The sequence below is a fragment of the Mesorhizobium sp. WSM3859 genome, from assembly GCF_002295065.1.
Lineage (GTDB): Bacteria > Pseudomonadota > Alphaproteobacteria > Rhizobiales > Rhizobiaceae > Mesorhizobium.
On sequence record NZ_NSGG01000007.1, the window covers coordinates 247958 to 262176 of the forward strand.

The 14219-nt window shown below is 64.2% G+C and carries 15 protein-coding genes and 1 pseudogene; 14 read left to right on the forward strand and 2 right to left on the reverse strand.

The annotated features are described in order from the left end of the window. The first annotated feature begins 133 nt into the window (after positions 1-133). The 13 genes and pseudogenes from glyA to CK230_RS17560 all read left to right on the forward strand — a co-directional run bounded on the left by glyA (position 134) and on the right by CK230_RS17560 (position 10562). Entirely contained in the window at positions 134-1447 is a 1314-nt protein-coding gene (gene glyA / locus CK230_RS17500) for a serine hydroxymethyltransferase (protein WP_095818382.1), read from the forward strand. 108 nt (positions 1448-1555) lie between these two features. Further along, a complete protein-coding gene (locus CK230_RS17505) occupies positions 1556-2149 on the forward strand; it encodes a hypothetical protein (RefSeq protein WP_245429962.1) in 594 nt (197 codons plus the stop codon). 216 nt (positions 2150-2365) lie between these two features. Continuing rightward, positions 2366-2845, forward strand: coding sequence for a transcriptional regulator NrdR (nrdR, locus tag CK230_RS17510; RefSeq protein WP_095818383.1), 480 nt, complete (start codon positions 2366-2368; stop codon positions 2843-2845). 2 nt (positions 2846-2847) lie between these two features. Further along, positions 2848-3975, forward strand: a complete 1128-nt coding sequence (gene ribD / locus CK230_RS17515; RefSeq protein WP_176480128.1) for a bifunctional diaminohydroxyphosphoribosylaminopyrimidine deaminase/5-amino-6-(5-phosphoribosylamino)uracil reductase RibD — start codon at positions 2848-2850, stop codon at positions 3973-3975. Between the two features lie 61 nt (positions 3976-4036). Continuing rightward, positions 4037-4654 carry a riboflavin synthase gene (locus CK230_RS17520; RefSeq protein WP_095818385.1) on the forward strand — a complete coding sequence of 206 codons (618 nt, stop codon included), beginning with the start codon at positions 4037-4039 and terminating at the stop codon, positions 4652-4654. After that, positions 4654-4833 carry a DUF1778 domain-containing protein gene (locus CK230_RS17525; protein ID WP_095818386.1) on the forward strand — a complete coding sequence of 60 codons (180 nt, stop codon included), beginning with the start codon at positions 4654-4656 and terminating at the stop codon, positions 4831-4833. Before CK230_RS17520 ends, CK230_RS17525 begins: the two co-directional genes overlap by 1 nt. Before the next feature lie 71 nt (positions 4834-4904). Next, positions 4905-5399, forward strand: coding sequence for a 6,7-dimethyl-8-ribityllumazine synthase (gene ribH / locus CK230_RS17530; protein ID WP_095818387.1), 495 nt, complete (start codon positions 4905-4907; stop codon positions 5397-5399). Then, positions 5396-5890 (forward strand): transcription antitermination factor NusB, encoded by a 495-nt coding sequence (gene nusB / locus CK230_RS17535; RefSeq protein ID WP_095818388.1) that lies wholly within the window; start codon positions 5396-5398, stop codon positions 5888-5890. The genes ribH and nusB overlap by 4 nt, the downstream gene beginning before the upstream one ends. Positions 5891-5907: 17 nt before the next feature. Then, positions 5908-6552 (forward strand): annotated as a pseudogene (locus CK230_RS17540) (MFS transporter); the annotation flags it as partial. Between the two features lie 231 nt (positions 6553-6783). Next, positions 6784-7662: an ABC transporter substrate-binding protein gene (locus CK230_RS17545; protein WP_348629162.1), complete on the forward strand. Its 879-nt coding sequence runs from the start codon at positions 6784-6786 to the stop codon at positions 7660-7662. Positions 7663-7714: 52 nt separating this feature from the next. Next, positions 7715-8881 (forward strand): ABC transporter permease, encoded by a 1167-nt coding sequence (locus tag CK230_RS17550; protein WP_095818390.1) that lies wholly within the window; start codon positions 7715-7717, stop codon positions 8879-8881. Then, the gene (locus tag CK230_RS17555; RefSeq protein WP_095818391.1) at positions 8878-9816 is read left to right on the forward strand and encodes an ABC transporter ATP-binding protein; all 939 of its coding nucleotides are present in this window, start codon (positions 8878-8880) and stop codon (positions 9814-9816) included. Before CK230_RS17550 ends, CK230_RS17555 begins: the two co-directional genes overlap by 4 nt. Then, on the forward strand, positions 9813-10562 hold the full coding sequence (locus CK230_RS17560; protein ID WP_040983254.1) for an ABC transporter permease: 750 nt from the start codon (positions 9813-9815) through the stop codon (positions 10560-10562). The genes CK230_RS17555 and CK230_RS17560 overlap by 4 nt, the downstream gene beginning before the upstream one ends. Positions 10563-10770: 208 nt before the next feature. Here the strand turns inward: CK230_RS17560 and CK230_RS17570 are convergent, their stop codons facing one another. After that, positions 10771-10974, reverse strand: coding sequence for a type II toxin-antitoxin system HicB family antitoxin (locus CK230_RS17570; protein ID WP_095818392.1), 204 nt, complete (start codon positions 10972-10974; stop codon positions 10771-10773). A 331-nt stretch (positions 10975-11305) separates the two neighbouring features. Here CK230_RS17570 and CK230_RS17575 point away from each other — a divergent pair, with 331 nt between their 5' ends. Further along, the gene (locus CK230_RS17575) at positions 11306-13447 is read left to right on the forward strand and encodes a sodium-translocating pyrophosphatase (protein WP_095818393.1); all 2142 of its coding nucleotides are present in this window, start codon (positions 11306-11308) and stop codon (positions 13445-13447) included. Between the two features lie 139 nt (positions 13448-13586). Here the strand turns inward: CK230_RS17575 and CK230_RS17580 are convergent, their stop codons facing one another. Next, on the reverse strand, positions 13587-14108 hold the full coding sequence (locus CK230_RS17580) for an outer membrane protein assembly factor BamE (RefSeq protein ID WP_095818394.1): 522 nt from the start codon (positions 14106-14108) through the stop codon (positions 13587-13589). Positions 14109-14219 lie beyond the last annotated feature (111 nt).

Genomic DNA, 14219 nt, shown 5'->3' on the forward strand with positions numbered 1-14219 from the left:
GGATTAGAGTCGCGCGGGTCCGTCTTGGCGCAAACCGGCCAGCAAATTTCGCGCCGCAAACGTGGCGGCCTCAAAACAACTGTGTTAATGCGCGGCGACCTCGCAGACCTCCGGCCCCAAGGGAAAGCAACCCATGTCAAATGCAGCGGCAGCCTCCAGCAAATTCGAATCCTTCTTCGAGACCACGCTTGCCGACGCCGATCCGGAAATCTTCGGCGCCATCCGCAACGAACTCGGTCGCCAGCGCCATGAGATCGAGCTGATCGCGTCGGAAAACATCGTGTCGCGCGCCGTGCTCGAAGCGCAGGGCTCGATCATGACCAACAAATATGCCGAGGGCTATCCGGGCAAGCGCTACTATGGCGGTTGCCAGTTCGTCGACGTGGCCGAGGAACTGGCCATCGAGCGCGCGAAGAAACTGTTTGGCTGCAACTTCGCCAACGTCCAGCCGAATTCGGGCAGCCAGATGAACCAGGCCGTGTTCCTGGCGCTGCTCCAGCCCGGCGACACCTTCATGGGCCTCGATTTGAATTCGGGCGGCCACCTCACCCACGGCTCGCCGGTCAACATGAGCGGCAAGTGGTTCAAGGTCGTCTCCTACGGCGTGCGCAAGGACGATCATCTGCTCGACATGGACGCGATCGAGAAGACCGCGCATGAGACGAAGCCGAAGCTTATCCTGGCCGGCGGCACCGCCTATTCGCGCATCTGGGACTGGAAGCGTTTTCGCGAGATCGCCGATTCGATCGGCGCCTATCTGATGGTCGACATGGCGCATATCGCCGGCCTCGTTGCCGGCGGCGTGCATCCGTCGCCGCTGCCTTATGCCCATGTCGTGACCACGACGACGCACAAGTCGCTGCGCGGTCCGCGCGGCGGCATGATCCTATGCAACGACGAGGAGATCGCCAAGAAGATGAACTCGGCGGTTTTCCCGGGCCTGCAGGGCGGCCCGCTGATGCATGTCATCGCCGCCAAGGCGGTGGCGCTCGGCGAGGCGCTGAAGCCGAGCTTCAAGGCTTATGCTGAGAGTATCGTCGCCAACGCCAAGGCACTGGCCTCCAGCCTGCAGGAGACCGGCCTCGACATCGTCTCGGGCGGCACCGACAACCATTTGATGTTGGTCGACCTTCGCCCGAAGAACGCCACCGGCAAGCGCGCGGAGGCAGCGCTCGGCCGCGCCAACATCACCTGCAACAAGAACGGCATCCCGTTCGATCCGGAAAAGCCGTTCGTGACCTCGGGCGTGCGTCTCGGCACGCCGGCCGGCACCACGCGCGGCTTCGGCCAGGCCGAATTCCGCGAGATCGGCAAGCTGATCGCCGAGGTGCTGGACGGTCTGAAGGTGGCGAATTCCGACGAAGGCAATGCGGCGGTCGAGGCCGCGGTGAAGGCCAAGGTCACGGCGCTGACCGATCGCTTCCCGCTCTACCCCTATCTCGGTTGATCTTTCTGCTGGCTGGCCGCCCTCGGTTGACCGGGCGCCGCGCGTCATCTTTTATCCTCGCGCTTCGCGCCGCTCCTTGATCGGGCGGCGCGGCTTACTGGAGACTTGATGATGCGCACTTTCCACCTTGCCGCCCTGGCCCTGTCGGGCTCGCTGACCGTTTTCGCTCTGTCCGGAGCGGTTGCGCAGGAGCAGACGCAGTCTGCCTCCGACATGCCGGCGACCAATACCTTCGGCAGGTGGACCACTATCATCGACACGCTCGATACCGGGCAGGATGCGCACAAGACCTGCGCCGCCTCGACGGCCTTCGTCGATGGCGACGGCAACGCTGGCTCCCTGACGCTGTCGATCTCGACCGGCGACGCGCTGCCGCCGGATGCCTATCCGGCCATCATGTTCATCATCGACAACAAGACCCTGCCGACCGGCGACAAGATCGCCGCCACCTTCGGCGACCCTGGCGTGAAGGTCGCCGCGACCGTAAGCTCGAACTCAGCCGCGGGCGGCCGCCCCAGTTGGATGGTCGACAACCAGGCCAAGACCAGCCTCGCTTTGCTGCGCGCCATGCGCAAGGTTACCTCGCTCGATGTGACCTTCGGCAAACAGAAGGTGACCAGCATTCCGATGGACGGCTTCACCAAGGCTTATCGCAATCTCGGAACGTCCTGCGGGTTTTCGACCAAGGATGTCGCACCCTGACGCTTGCCGGCGGACGGGGGCGGGGGCGCTGGCAATCTTGCTCATGCCTCGCTATCTCTGGGGCATAAAAGGCTCTAAGCCTTTCGCCCACCAGAGTGAGATGACGCTTCCTTGAATCGCCCTCTCACTCTAAGATTTTGTTTTTGAAGCATGATCTTCTCCGAAAAGTCTGCAACTTTTCGGGATCATGCCTGAATCGCAAACCCAAGGCTTTCCATGCGCTGCCCTTATTGCCAGTCTGAAGATACGCAGGTGAAGGATTCGCGTCCCGCCGAGGACGGCGCGGCGATCCGCAGGCGGCGGGTGTGCCCGGATTGCGGCGGCCGCTTCACCACCTTCGAGCGCGTCCAGCTGCGTGACCTCGTCGTCATCAAGAAGTCCGGCCGCAAGGTGCCTTTCGACCGCGACAAGCTGCTGCGCTCGGTCGAGATCGCCGTGCGCAAGCGCAATGTCGACCCCGAGCGCATCGATCGCGCCGTCACCGGTATCGTGCGCCAGCTCGAAAGCTCCGGTGAAACCGAGATCGCTTCCGGCGAGGTCGGCCGGTTGGTCATGGAGGCGTTGAAGTCTCTGGATGACGTCGCTTATGTCCGCTTCGCCTCGGTCTATCGCAATTTCCGCGAAGCCAAGGATTTCCACGAACTGCTGGGCGAATTGAAGGGCGACGAGGAAAAGGCCGAAGAGGACGCCGACTGATCATGGCCGGATCCCCATTGAATGAGGCCGTGCAGGCGGCCCTTGATCGCCGCTTCATGGCCGCGGCCATCAGGCTGTCGCGCCGCAATGCCGGCCGCACCTCGACCAACCCGTCCGTCGGCACCATCATCGTGCGCGACGACGGCGCCGGCCCGATGATCGTCGGCACTGGCGTCACTGCGATCGGCGGCCGCCCGCATGCCGAGACCGAGGCGCTGGCCGAAGCCGGCGAGCTCGCGCGTGGCGCCACAGCTTACGTTACCCTGGAGCCTTGCGCCCATCACGGCCGCACGCCGCCTTGCGCCAACGCGCTGGTCAATGCCGGCGTCGCGCGCGTCGTTGGTGCTGCCAGCGATCCCGACCCGCGCGTCTCCGGCAAGGGCTACGCCATCCTGCGCGCCGCCGGTGTCGAGGTGGTGGAGAGGGTGCTAGCAGCCGAAGCCGCCGAACAGATGGCCGGTTACCTGACTCGCTCCCTGAAGAAGCGTCCGGAAGTAACTCTGAAGCTTGCGCTTTCGAGTGACGGCAAGATCGGCCGCAAGGGCGCAGGCCAGGTTGCCATCACCGGCGAGATCGCGCGGCGCGACGTCTATCTGATGCGCGCCGAGTCCGACGCCATCCTGGTCGGCATCGGCACCGCGCTTGAGGACGACCCAGCGCTGACCGTGCGCCTGCCGGGGCTGGAGAACCGCTCGCCGGCGCGCATCATCCTGGATCGCCAGATCCGCCTGCCGGAGACATCCAAGCTGGTGTCCGGCGTCGACCGCGTGCCGCTCTATGTCGCCTCGTGCCTCGAAGCCGACCCGCACCGGCGGGCCGCGCTCGAACGCGCCGGCGTGCGCTTCATCGGCACCGAAACCCATGAAGGCGTCGTCGCTTTGCCGGAATTGCTGGAAGACCTTGCAGCGCTCGGCATGGCAAGCGTTTTGGTCGAAGGCGGCGCCCAGGTGGCCAAGGCCTTCCTCGAGGAAGACCTTGTCGACCGTATCGTCCTGTTCCAGGGGCCGGACGCCATTGGCGAAGACGGTATTGCATCGCCGATCGACGCCGACCATATCCCGACTGGATTTCGCAAACTGCGCGACATGCGCTTCGGCGAAGACAGCTACGCCGAGTGGGTAAGACCATGATCCCAAAAAGTGGGAACCGGTTTTTGGATCCGATCTTGGTCAAAACGAAAGACAGCCTCTGATGTTTACTGGGATTGTCACCGATGTGGGTACTGTTGCGACGGTGAAGCCGCTCGCTGAGGGCGTCGGCTTGCGCATCGACACCGCCTACGATCCCGAGACCATCGCTATCGGCGCTTCGATTTCCTGCGGCGGCGTCTGCCTGACCGTCACGGCTCTCCCCGAGCATGGCTCCAACGCGCGCTGGTTCGAGGTCGAGGCCTGGGAGGAAGCGCTGAGGCTGACCACAGCATCGAGCTGGAAATCCGGCACACGGATCAATCTCGAACGGGCGCTGAAGATCGGCGACGAACTCGGCGGCCACATCGTCTCCGGCCATGTCGACGGAATGGCCGAGATCATCGAGCGCAAGGAGGAGGGCGATGCCGTGCGCTTCACCCTGGAAGCGCCGCGCCATCTGGCGAAGTTCATCGCGCCGAAAGGCTCGGTCGCGCTCGACGGCACATCGCTCACCGTCAACAAGGTGGAAGGCACCCGCTTCGACGTGCTGCTCATCCATCACTCGCTGAGCGTCACCACCTGGGGCGAGCGCCAGGCCGGCGATCGCGTCAACATCGAGATCGACACCATGGCGCGCTACGCCGCGCGCCTGGCGGAGGCAGTGAAAGAGGGGCTGTGATGACCAAAGACGAAATTGGCTCCGCTCGGCGAGAAAAGCTCCACGTCGAGGACGCGCCCGACCTCAATCTGTCGGTCAACGATCTCAAGGTATTCGTTGAAGCGCTGACCAATCCACGGCCGGTGAACGACCGTCTGAAGGATACGGTGCGTCGCTATCGCCAGGCTACTGGCGTCTGACTGCAACAATCTTCCGCTTGCGATCAGACCGGCTTCGGCCTAAGTCACCGGCGACCCCCCCGGAGATTTTTATGGCTGGCACATCCCAACACGGCAAAGCGTTCATTCGCCCGAAGGCGAAGGCGCATCTGCTTATCGTAGAAGCGCGTTTCCACGACGATCTCGCCGACGCGCTGCTCGAAGGCGCGACCGGCGCGCTCGACGAGGCCAGCGCCACCTATGATGTCGTCACGGTTCCCGGTTCGCTGGAAATCCCGGCCGTGATATGCTTCGCGCTCGATGGCGCATCCGAAGGCGGCACGCATTATGACGGCTTCGTCGCGCTCGGAACCATCATCCGCGGCGATACCTACCATTTCGACATCGTCGCCAATGAATCGAGCCGCGCGCTGATGGACCTTTCGGTGCAGGAGGCGGTCGCGATCGGCAACGGCATCCTGACCACGGAGAACGACGCGCAGGCGTGGACGCGCGCGCGAAAGACGGAAGGCGACAAGGGCGGCTTCGCCGCGCGCGCCGCTTTGACCATGATCGCGCTCAAAGAGAAATTCGGAGCCCAATCGTGACCGAGCCTGCCCCGACCGGAGCGGTACGCCACGCCAACAAGCGCGGCGCCGCCCGTCTTGCCGCCGTCCAGGCGCTTTACCAGATGGATGTGGCCGGCAGCGGCGTCTTCGAGATCACGGCCGAATACGAGACCTTCCGCCTCGGCAAGGAAGTCGACGGCGCGCTCTACCGCGAAGCCGACGCACAATGGTTCCGCGCCATCCTGACCGGCGTCGTCGAGAACCAGAAGACCATCGACCCCGTCATCCGCCAGGCGCTGACCGAGGACTGGCCGCTGTCGCGGCTGGATTCGACGCTGCGCGCCATCCTGCGCGCCGGCGTTTATGAATTGATGAAGCGCGAGGACGTGCCGGTGGCCGTGATCGTCTCCGAATATGTCGACATCGCAAAAGCCTTTTACGAGGAAGACGAGCCGAAGCTGGTGAATGCCGTTCTCGATCGCGTCTCGCGCCGGGTTCGCGGCGAGGGGCGTGGCAAGGACGCTTCGTGACGACTGCGACGGCCGCGATAGGCCGGACCGGCAGGGAAGGGCGCCGCACAGCCGTCCTGCTAGCCGCCGCGCAGGCGATCGTTGGTTCGGCCGCTCCGATAGCCATTTCGCTCGGCGCGCTTGCAGGTCAATATCTGCTCGGCCCGGACAAGTCGCTGGCGACGGCGCCGGTCACCGGCTTCAATCTCGGCGTGGCGCTCGGAGCCTTGCCGGCCGCCGCCATTATCCGCAGCCTCGGCTATCGCGGCGGCTTCATGACCGGCACCGTGGTCACCGCGCTCGGCGGCCTGATCGCGACCCTCGCGCTCTTCCAAGGGAGCTTTTGGCTGTTCGCCTTCGGCCTCTGCGTCATCGGCGTCGGCGGCGCCTTCGTGCAGCAGTTCCGCTTCGCGGCCGCCGACAACGCGCCGCCTCAATTCAAGGCGCGCGCGATCTCCTTCGTTCTGGCGGGCGGCATTATCACCGCCATCCTCGGGCCGCAGATCGTCATTTACACCCGCGAACTGCTGGCCCCGGTCATGTTCGCGGGATCCTTCGCCTCGATCCTGCCGCTTGCGGCGGTCGGCGCGCTCGTCCTGTCGTTCCTGCGGGTTTGCTACCGGACCGAAGCCGTCACCGAAACCGCTGCAAGCGATGCCCGGCCGCTGGCTGAAATCGTCACACTCGGCACGTTGAAGCTGACGGGTTTGCGCGCCGCCAGCTGACATTGCGCTGTCGGGACGGCCTGGGCGCTTCCCTGACGCCGGACAAAATTATTGCGTGCATCTCCCTGGTTATGAAACCGTATGCCCCGACCGGCCGTTGAAGCTGTGCTCATATGCGACCACCGATCGATCGGCTCATAGCAAGGGATTTTCACAATGTTTTCAGTTAGAAAGCTCGCTTTCGCGGCGATGGCGCTTGGCATCGCGACGGCATCGGCGAATGCCCAGGTGGTGGTGTCTTCCAAGATCGATACCGAAGGCGGCGTGCTGGGCAACATCATCCAGCTCGTGCTCAACGCCAACAACGTCAAGACCACGGACCGTATCCAGCTCGGCGCGACTCCCGTGGTGCGCAAGGCGATCACCGCCGGCGAGATCGACATCTATCCAGAATATACGGGCAATGCCGCCTTCTTCTTCCAGAAGGCCGCCGATCCGGTCTGGAAGGACGCCGCCAAGGCTTACGAGACCGCCAAGAAGCTCGACTATGACGCCAACAAGATCGTCTGGCTGTCGCCGTCGCCGGCCAACAACACCTGGGCGATCGCGCTGCGCAAGGAAGTGGCTGACGAGAACAAGCTCGCCACCCTGACGGACTTCGGCAAGTATGTCGCCGGCGGCGGCAAGGTGGTGCTGGCGGCTTCCGCCGAGTTCGTCAATTCGGCGGCGGCGCTTCCGGCCTTCCAGACGACTTACGGCTTCACCTTGAAGCCGGACCAGTTGATCACGCTCTCCGGCGGCGACACCGCGGCGACCATCGCTGCCGCCGCCAACCAGACCAACGGCGCCAACGCCGCCATGGTCTACGGCACCGATGGCGGCATCCAGCCCTCCGGCCTTGTCGTGCTCGAGGACGACAACAGTGTGCAGCCCGTCTACCAGCCGGCGCCGATCATCCGCGAAGAAGTCCTGAAGCAGCATCCCGAAATCGAAGCGCTGCTGAAGCCGGTCTTCGCCAAGCTCGATCTCGTCACCCTGCAGGAGCTCAATGGCCGCGTGCAACTGGGCGGCGAGCCTGCCAAGGGCGTGGCGGAGGATTTCCTGAAGAAGAACGGCTTTCTGAAGTAGGGTGAGTTCGGCGCGCCGTGTTTACGGCGCGCCGGCTCGATTGGGGACGATCGTGAGTATCCGCTTCGACAAGCTCGGCGTCGTGATCGCCGCGATCGTCGCCTACGCTGCCTTGGCCGCGCCCTTTGCCACGTTCCGCGCCAACCGCATAGTCCCGGGTCAAGCGCGCCCGATCCTCGAAGCGCTTCCGCCGACGCTTGGCATACTGTTGCTGGCGATCGTGATCGCCGCCGCCATCGTTGCACTGCTCAGGACGCCGCTCATTCTCAGGCTGGCGGCCAGCTTGGCCGCGCTGATCGCGCTTGCGGTCCTGATTGGCGTTGCCGGCGGTTTCCTGACGCCCGCCGGCAACACCTTCGCCCGCGTCGCGCCGGCCTCGGGGTTCTGGCTGCTGATCTTCGCCTTCACCCTGCTGCTTGCCGATGTGCTCACCAGGCTGAACCTGTCGCCCTGGTCGCGCGTCGGCGTGCTAGTGCTTGCCGCGCTCGCCATTGCCGTGCTGCTTGTCTCGGGAAGCTGGGACAGCCTCTCCATCCTCAAGGAATATGGCAGCCGCGTCGACAGTTTCTGGGCCGAGGCTTCCAAGCACGTTAGCCTGGCGCTTGGTTCGCTGGCCGGCGCGGTGATTGTCGGCATACCGCTCGGCATCCTTTGCCATCGCGTCGAGAAGCTGCGGGCGGGCGTGCTGAATGTCCTCAACATCATCCAGACCATTCCCTCGATCGCGCTGTTCGGCCTGCTGATCGCGCCGCTCGGCTGGGTCGCCGTCCACGTGCCGGGCGCTGCAGCGGTCGGCATCAGGGGCATCGGCACCGCGCCTGCTTTCGTCGCGCTCTTCCTCTATTCGCTGTTGCCGGTGGTGGCCAACACCGTGGTTGGGCTGGCTGGCGTGCCCCGCGCGGCCAATGACGCCGCGCGCGGCGTGGGCATGACCGACCGCCAGCGCCTGTTCGATGTCGAGTTCCCGCTGGCCTTTCCGGTGATCCTGACCGGCATCCGCATCGTGCTGGTGCAGAATATCGGCCTCGCCACCATCGCGGCGCTGATCGGCGGCGGCGGCTTCGGCGTGTTCGTTTTCCAGGGCGTCGGCCAGACGGCAATGGATCTGGTGCTGCTCGGCGCGCTGCCCACCGTGGCGCTGGCCTTTGCGGCGGCCATCATCCTCGACGCTGTCATCGAGATGACCGCCACAAAGCGCAGGGTAGTTGAAACGGCATGATCGAGATCGAAGGCATCACCAAGCGCTACGCCGAAACGACGGTGGTCGATGATGTTTCGATGGTCGTCGAACCGCGCACCATCGCTGTCATCGTCGGCACGTCGGGATCCGGCAAGACGACGCTGCTCAGGATGATCAACCGGCTGGTCGAGCCGACCTCAGGCGTTATCAAGCTCGACGGCGCCGACAACCGCTCGGTGCCCGCTTATCAGCTGCGCCGCAGCATCGGCTACGCCATTCAGGGGCACGGCCTGTTTCCACACCGCACGGTGGCGCAGAACATCGCCACCGTGCCGCTCCTGCTCGGTTGGGACCGAGACCGCATCAAGGCGCGCGTCGATGAGTTGATGACGCTCTACCAGCTCGACCCACAGGCCTACGGCCCGCGCTACCCGCACGAGCTTTCCGGCGGCCAGCAGCAGCGCGTCGGCGTCGCCCGCGCTCTGGCCGCCGAGCCGAACGTGCTTTTGATGGACGAGCCCTTCGGCGCGCTGGACCCGATCATCCGCACCAAGGCGCAGGAGGATCTGCTGGCGATCCAGAAGCGCTTCGGCACCACCATCATCCTCGTCACCCACGACATGGAAGAGGCTGTGCATCTGGGCGACAAGATCGCCGTCATGGATGCCGGCAAGCTGGTGCAATACGCCAAGCCCGCCGAAATCCTGGCGAAGCCGGCAAGCGATTTCGTTGAGACATTGGTGGGCGCCAGCGAAAGGCCGTTCCGGCTTCTGTCGCTCGGGCCCGTGCGCGATGCCGTGGAGCCGGGCGGCGCCGAAGGCGACGCGATCCCCGATGACGCCACGCAGCGCGACGCGCTGGCCGAGCTCCTGTGGTCCGGCCGCCCCGCGCTGCCGGTGAAAGATGCTGACGGCAAGCTCAGTGGCCGCGTCACCATCGAAGGCCTGGTGAAACGCGCGGCGAGGCCGCAATGAAAGCCTGGCTGCCCGCGCTGTTGAGGCTGGCCGTTCTGGCGCTGCTGGTAGTTTTCATCACCAGCCCCGGCTGGTTTGAGCCGCTGTTGAAACCCCTGACCGAGAATGGCGCGCCGGCGATCTACAACCAGGGCAGCCTGCTGACGCTGACCCTGCAGCATCTGCGGACCGTCTTGGTCGCGACGGTCGCGGCAACCATTGTCGCGGTGGCTTTAGCCATCCTGGTCACCAGGCCGGCGGGCGCCGAGTTCCTGCCCTTGTCGCGCAGCCTGGTCAATATCGGCCAGACCTTCCCGCCGGTTGCCGTGCTGGCGCTTGCCGTGCCGGCCGTCGGTTTCGGCGAGAAGCCGACGCTGATCGCGCTCTTTCTCTACGGCCTGCTGCCGATCTTCGAGAATGCGCTGACCGCGCTGACCACGCTGCCGGGCAACGTGATGGAAGCGGCGCGCGGCGCCGGCATGACCGGCTGGCAAAGGCTTATGAAGGTCGAGTTGCCGCTCAGCGCTCCGGTGATCCTGGGCGGCATCCGGCTCTCGGTCGTCATCAGCCTCGCCACCGCGACGATCGGCTCGACGGTTGCAGCCAAGACGCTCGGCGAGGTGATCATCGCCGGCCTGATCTCGAACAACCTTGCCTTCGTGCTGCAGGGCGGCCTGATCGTCGCCGCGCTTGCGGTGCTGATCTATGATGGCCTGTCGGCCATCGAGCGCTACGCCGCGCGGCGCATGGGGCAGGGGGCGGAATAGGGATGTTCAGACATCTGTTTCGCTGATTTCCGCCATCTTCAGAAGATGGCGCAAGAGACCTGTCTTGAGAGGCTTGTTGCCATGTATTGGGATAGAGAGACGAACAATGCTTCCCTCTTTCCATAAATATGATGGCTGCCCGCTATTCGCAGAAGTTGCCAGCCCCGCCGCTCAATGGCCTTGGCCAGATCCTTACCTGAAATGGATTTCAAACGGCGATTTCCACCACCTTGCCGGGAACTGAAGTGACCGAAGACGGCAAATCCACCGAAAGGCAGCCTTCAATTGCCTCACGCAGATTTGCCATGAGTTCGTCCAGGGTTTCTCCTTCGGTCGCGCATCCCGGAATGGCGGGAACCTCGGCCCAGAATCCACCTTCTTCCGCTTCGTGCACGATAGCTTTGAACTTCATTGATCAACTCCTGCTCCTTCGGAAGATATGCTTGGCATTGAGCATTTGCAAAGCGCCGATCCATCAGCGGCCAGCCTCGCCACGGATCGATCCTGAGCAGCCGGACGCAGCGTCATTTCAATCGATCTAATTCCAAGCTCGCGCTGGCACAACAATTCACCCCTTCTTCTTTTGGGCGAAAGCCGAGCAAAAACCGAACAATATCTTGACGTTCCAAGCCCTGTTTCGCATACACCCCAACTAAGGGGTGGAAATCCGTGCGCGGCATCCATCTCATTCCAACGGCCCAGGGAGGGGTTCTTTTGGGCCATCAATCGAGGAAAATCCGGCAATGACCATCATTACCGCCGTCATCGCCTGCGGCTTGCTGTCAGTCCTTTACGCCATCTGGGCGACACGTTCGGTCCTTGCGTCCGATCAGGGCAGTCAGCGCATGCAGGAAATCTCCGCCGCCATCCGCGAGGGCGCCCAGGCCTATCTGGCGCGTCAGTACACCACAATCGCCGTGGTCGGCATCGTCGTTCTCCTGCTTGCCTGGTGGCTGCTTTCGATCACCGCCGCGATCGGCTTCCTGATCGGCGCCGTGCTTTCGGGCGCCGCGGGCTTCATCGGCATGCATGTTTCGGTGCGCGCCAATGTGCGGACCGCGCAGGCTGCCTCCAACAGCCTTGCCGCCGGCCTCGACATCGCCTTCAAGTCCGGCGCCATCACCGGCATGCTGGTGGCCGGTCTGGCGCTGCTCGGCGTCTCGATCTACTACGCCATCCTGACCGGCCCGATGGGCCTGCAGCCGAATGATCGCGTCGTCATCGACTCGCTGGTATCGCTCGGCTTCGGCGCTTCGCTGATCTCGATCTTCGCTCGTCTCGGCGGCGGCATCTTCACCAAGGGCGCCGACGTCGGCGGCGACCTCGTCGGCAAGGTCGAGGCCGGTATCCCCGAAGACGATCCACGCAACCCGGCCACCATCGCCGACAATGTCGGCGACAATGTCGGCGACTGCGCCGGCATGGCCGCCGACCTGTTCGAGACCTACGCGGTGACCGTCGTCGCCACCATGGTTCTGGCCGCCATCTTCTTCGGCGGCACGGCCGCGTTGGGCGCGGCCATGCTCTATCCGCTGGCCATTTGCGGCGCCTGCATCCTGACCTCGATCGTCGGCACCTTCTTCGTCAAGCTCGGTTCCAACGGCTCGATCATGGGCGCTCTCTATAAGGGCCTGATCGTCACCGGCCTGCTGTCGATCGTCGGTCTTGCCGCCGCGACCTCCGCTACGGTTGGCTGGGGCGAGGTCGGCACGGTTGCCGGCATCGCCATCACCGGCAAAAACCTGTTCATCTGCGGCCTCATCGGTCTGCTGGTGACCGGCCTTATCGTGGTGATCACCGAATACTACACCGGCACCAACAAGCGCCCGGTGAACTCGATCGCCCAGGCTTCGGTGACCGGCCACGGCACCAATGTCATCCAGGGCCTCGCGGTGTCGCTGGAATCGACCGCGCTGCCGGCCATCGTCATCGTCGGCGGCATCATCGCCACCTACCAGCTCGGTGGCCTGTTCGGCACGGCGATCGCCGTCACCACCATGCTTGGCCTGGCCGGCATGATCGTGGCGCTCGACGCCTTCGGCCCGGTCACCGACAACGCCGGCGGCATTGCCGAAATGGCCGGCCTGCCCAAGGAAGTGCGCCACTCGACCGACGCGCTCGACGCTGTGGGCAACACCACCAAGGCGGTCACCAAGGGCTATGCCATCGGCTCGGCCGGCCTCGGCGCGCTGGTGCTGTTCGCCGCCTATTCGAACGACCTCAGGTTCTTTGCCGCCAATGGCGACAAGTACCCCTACTTCCAGGGCATGGGCGACGTCTCCTTCGACCTCTCCAACCCCTATGTCGTCGCCGGCCTGATCTTCGGCGGCCTGATCCCCTATCTGTTCGGCGGCATCGCCATGACCGCCGTCGGCCGCGCCGCGGGCTCGATCGTCGAGGAAGTGCGCAAGCAGTTCCGCGAGGACAAGGGCATCATGGCCGGTACCTCCAAGCCGAACTACGCGCGCGCCGTCGACATCCTGACCAGGGCAGCGATCCGGGAAATGATCATCCCGTCGCTGCTGCCGGTGCTGGCGCCGCTCGTCGTCTATTTCGGCGTGCTGCTGATCTCGGGCTCGAAGGCCTCGGCCTTCGCGGCGCTCGGCGCCTCGCTGCTCGGCGTCATCGTCAACGGCCTCTTCGTCGCCATCTCGATGACCTCCGGTGGTGGTGCCTGGGACAACGCCAAGAAGTCGTTCGAGGACGGCTTCACCGACAAGGACGGCGTCAAGCATCTGAAGGGCTCCGACGCGCATAAGGCCTCGGTCACCGGCGACACCGTCGGCGATCCCTACAAGGACACCGCCGGCCCGGCCGTCAATCCGGCGATCAAGATCACCAACATCGTCGCGCTGCTTCTGCTCGCCGTGCTCGCGCACGGCTGAGCCAAGCCGCTTATTTCAAGACAGGAAACCCGCGGGATCGATCCCGCGGGTCTGTTTTGAACCAGCCGGTTCGTCAAAACAAAAGGCCCGCCGGAGCGATTCGGCGGGCCTTGTTTGTCTGAATTCCCGGAAGCTTGGCTCAGGGCGTGCCGCTGCCGCCGCCGGGAATGCCGGGTGCCAGCTTGCTGGCGCCGTTGATGACCTGGCTGAGGAAGTTCTGGTCCTTGCCGCCGGTCGGTGTCGTCCTGGAGATGAAGTCGAAGATCTTGCCGTCCTTCAGACCGTAATTGGCGATCTGGGTCACGCGACCGTCCGCCCCGAAATAGACCGCCAGCACATGCTGGTCGATGATGTGCGGGTTGTCGAAGGCGACGTAGCGCTTGCGTGTCTGCGAGATGTAGTAGAAGGCCTCATTGTCGAAGGTCGCCGTCGTCGACGGGGTGCCCAGCGCCAGCAGCACCTGTTCGCGGCTCGATCCGACCGGCACCGAATCGATTGCCTGCTGGTCGATCACGTAGCCTTTCGTCAGCGTCTCGCTTGGATGGAGATCGCCGAACATCTTGGACGAATTGCAGGCGGAAAGTGCTGATACCATCATCAGCAGTGAAGCCACGCCCACCGGGGCGGGCGCAAGAAACGACTTGAATTTCAGCGCACCCAACAACAATTCTCCATCACATCCCCGCAACTTGCGCTGGGCCGCAAAACCGGTAAACCAGCTTCGATGCCGATGCAACAAGGCCAAATCAAACAACAGGTCCCCGGGAGACCG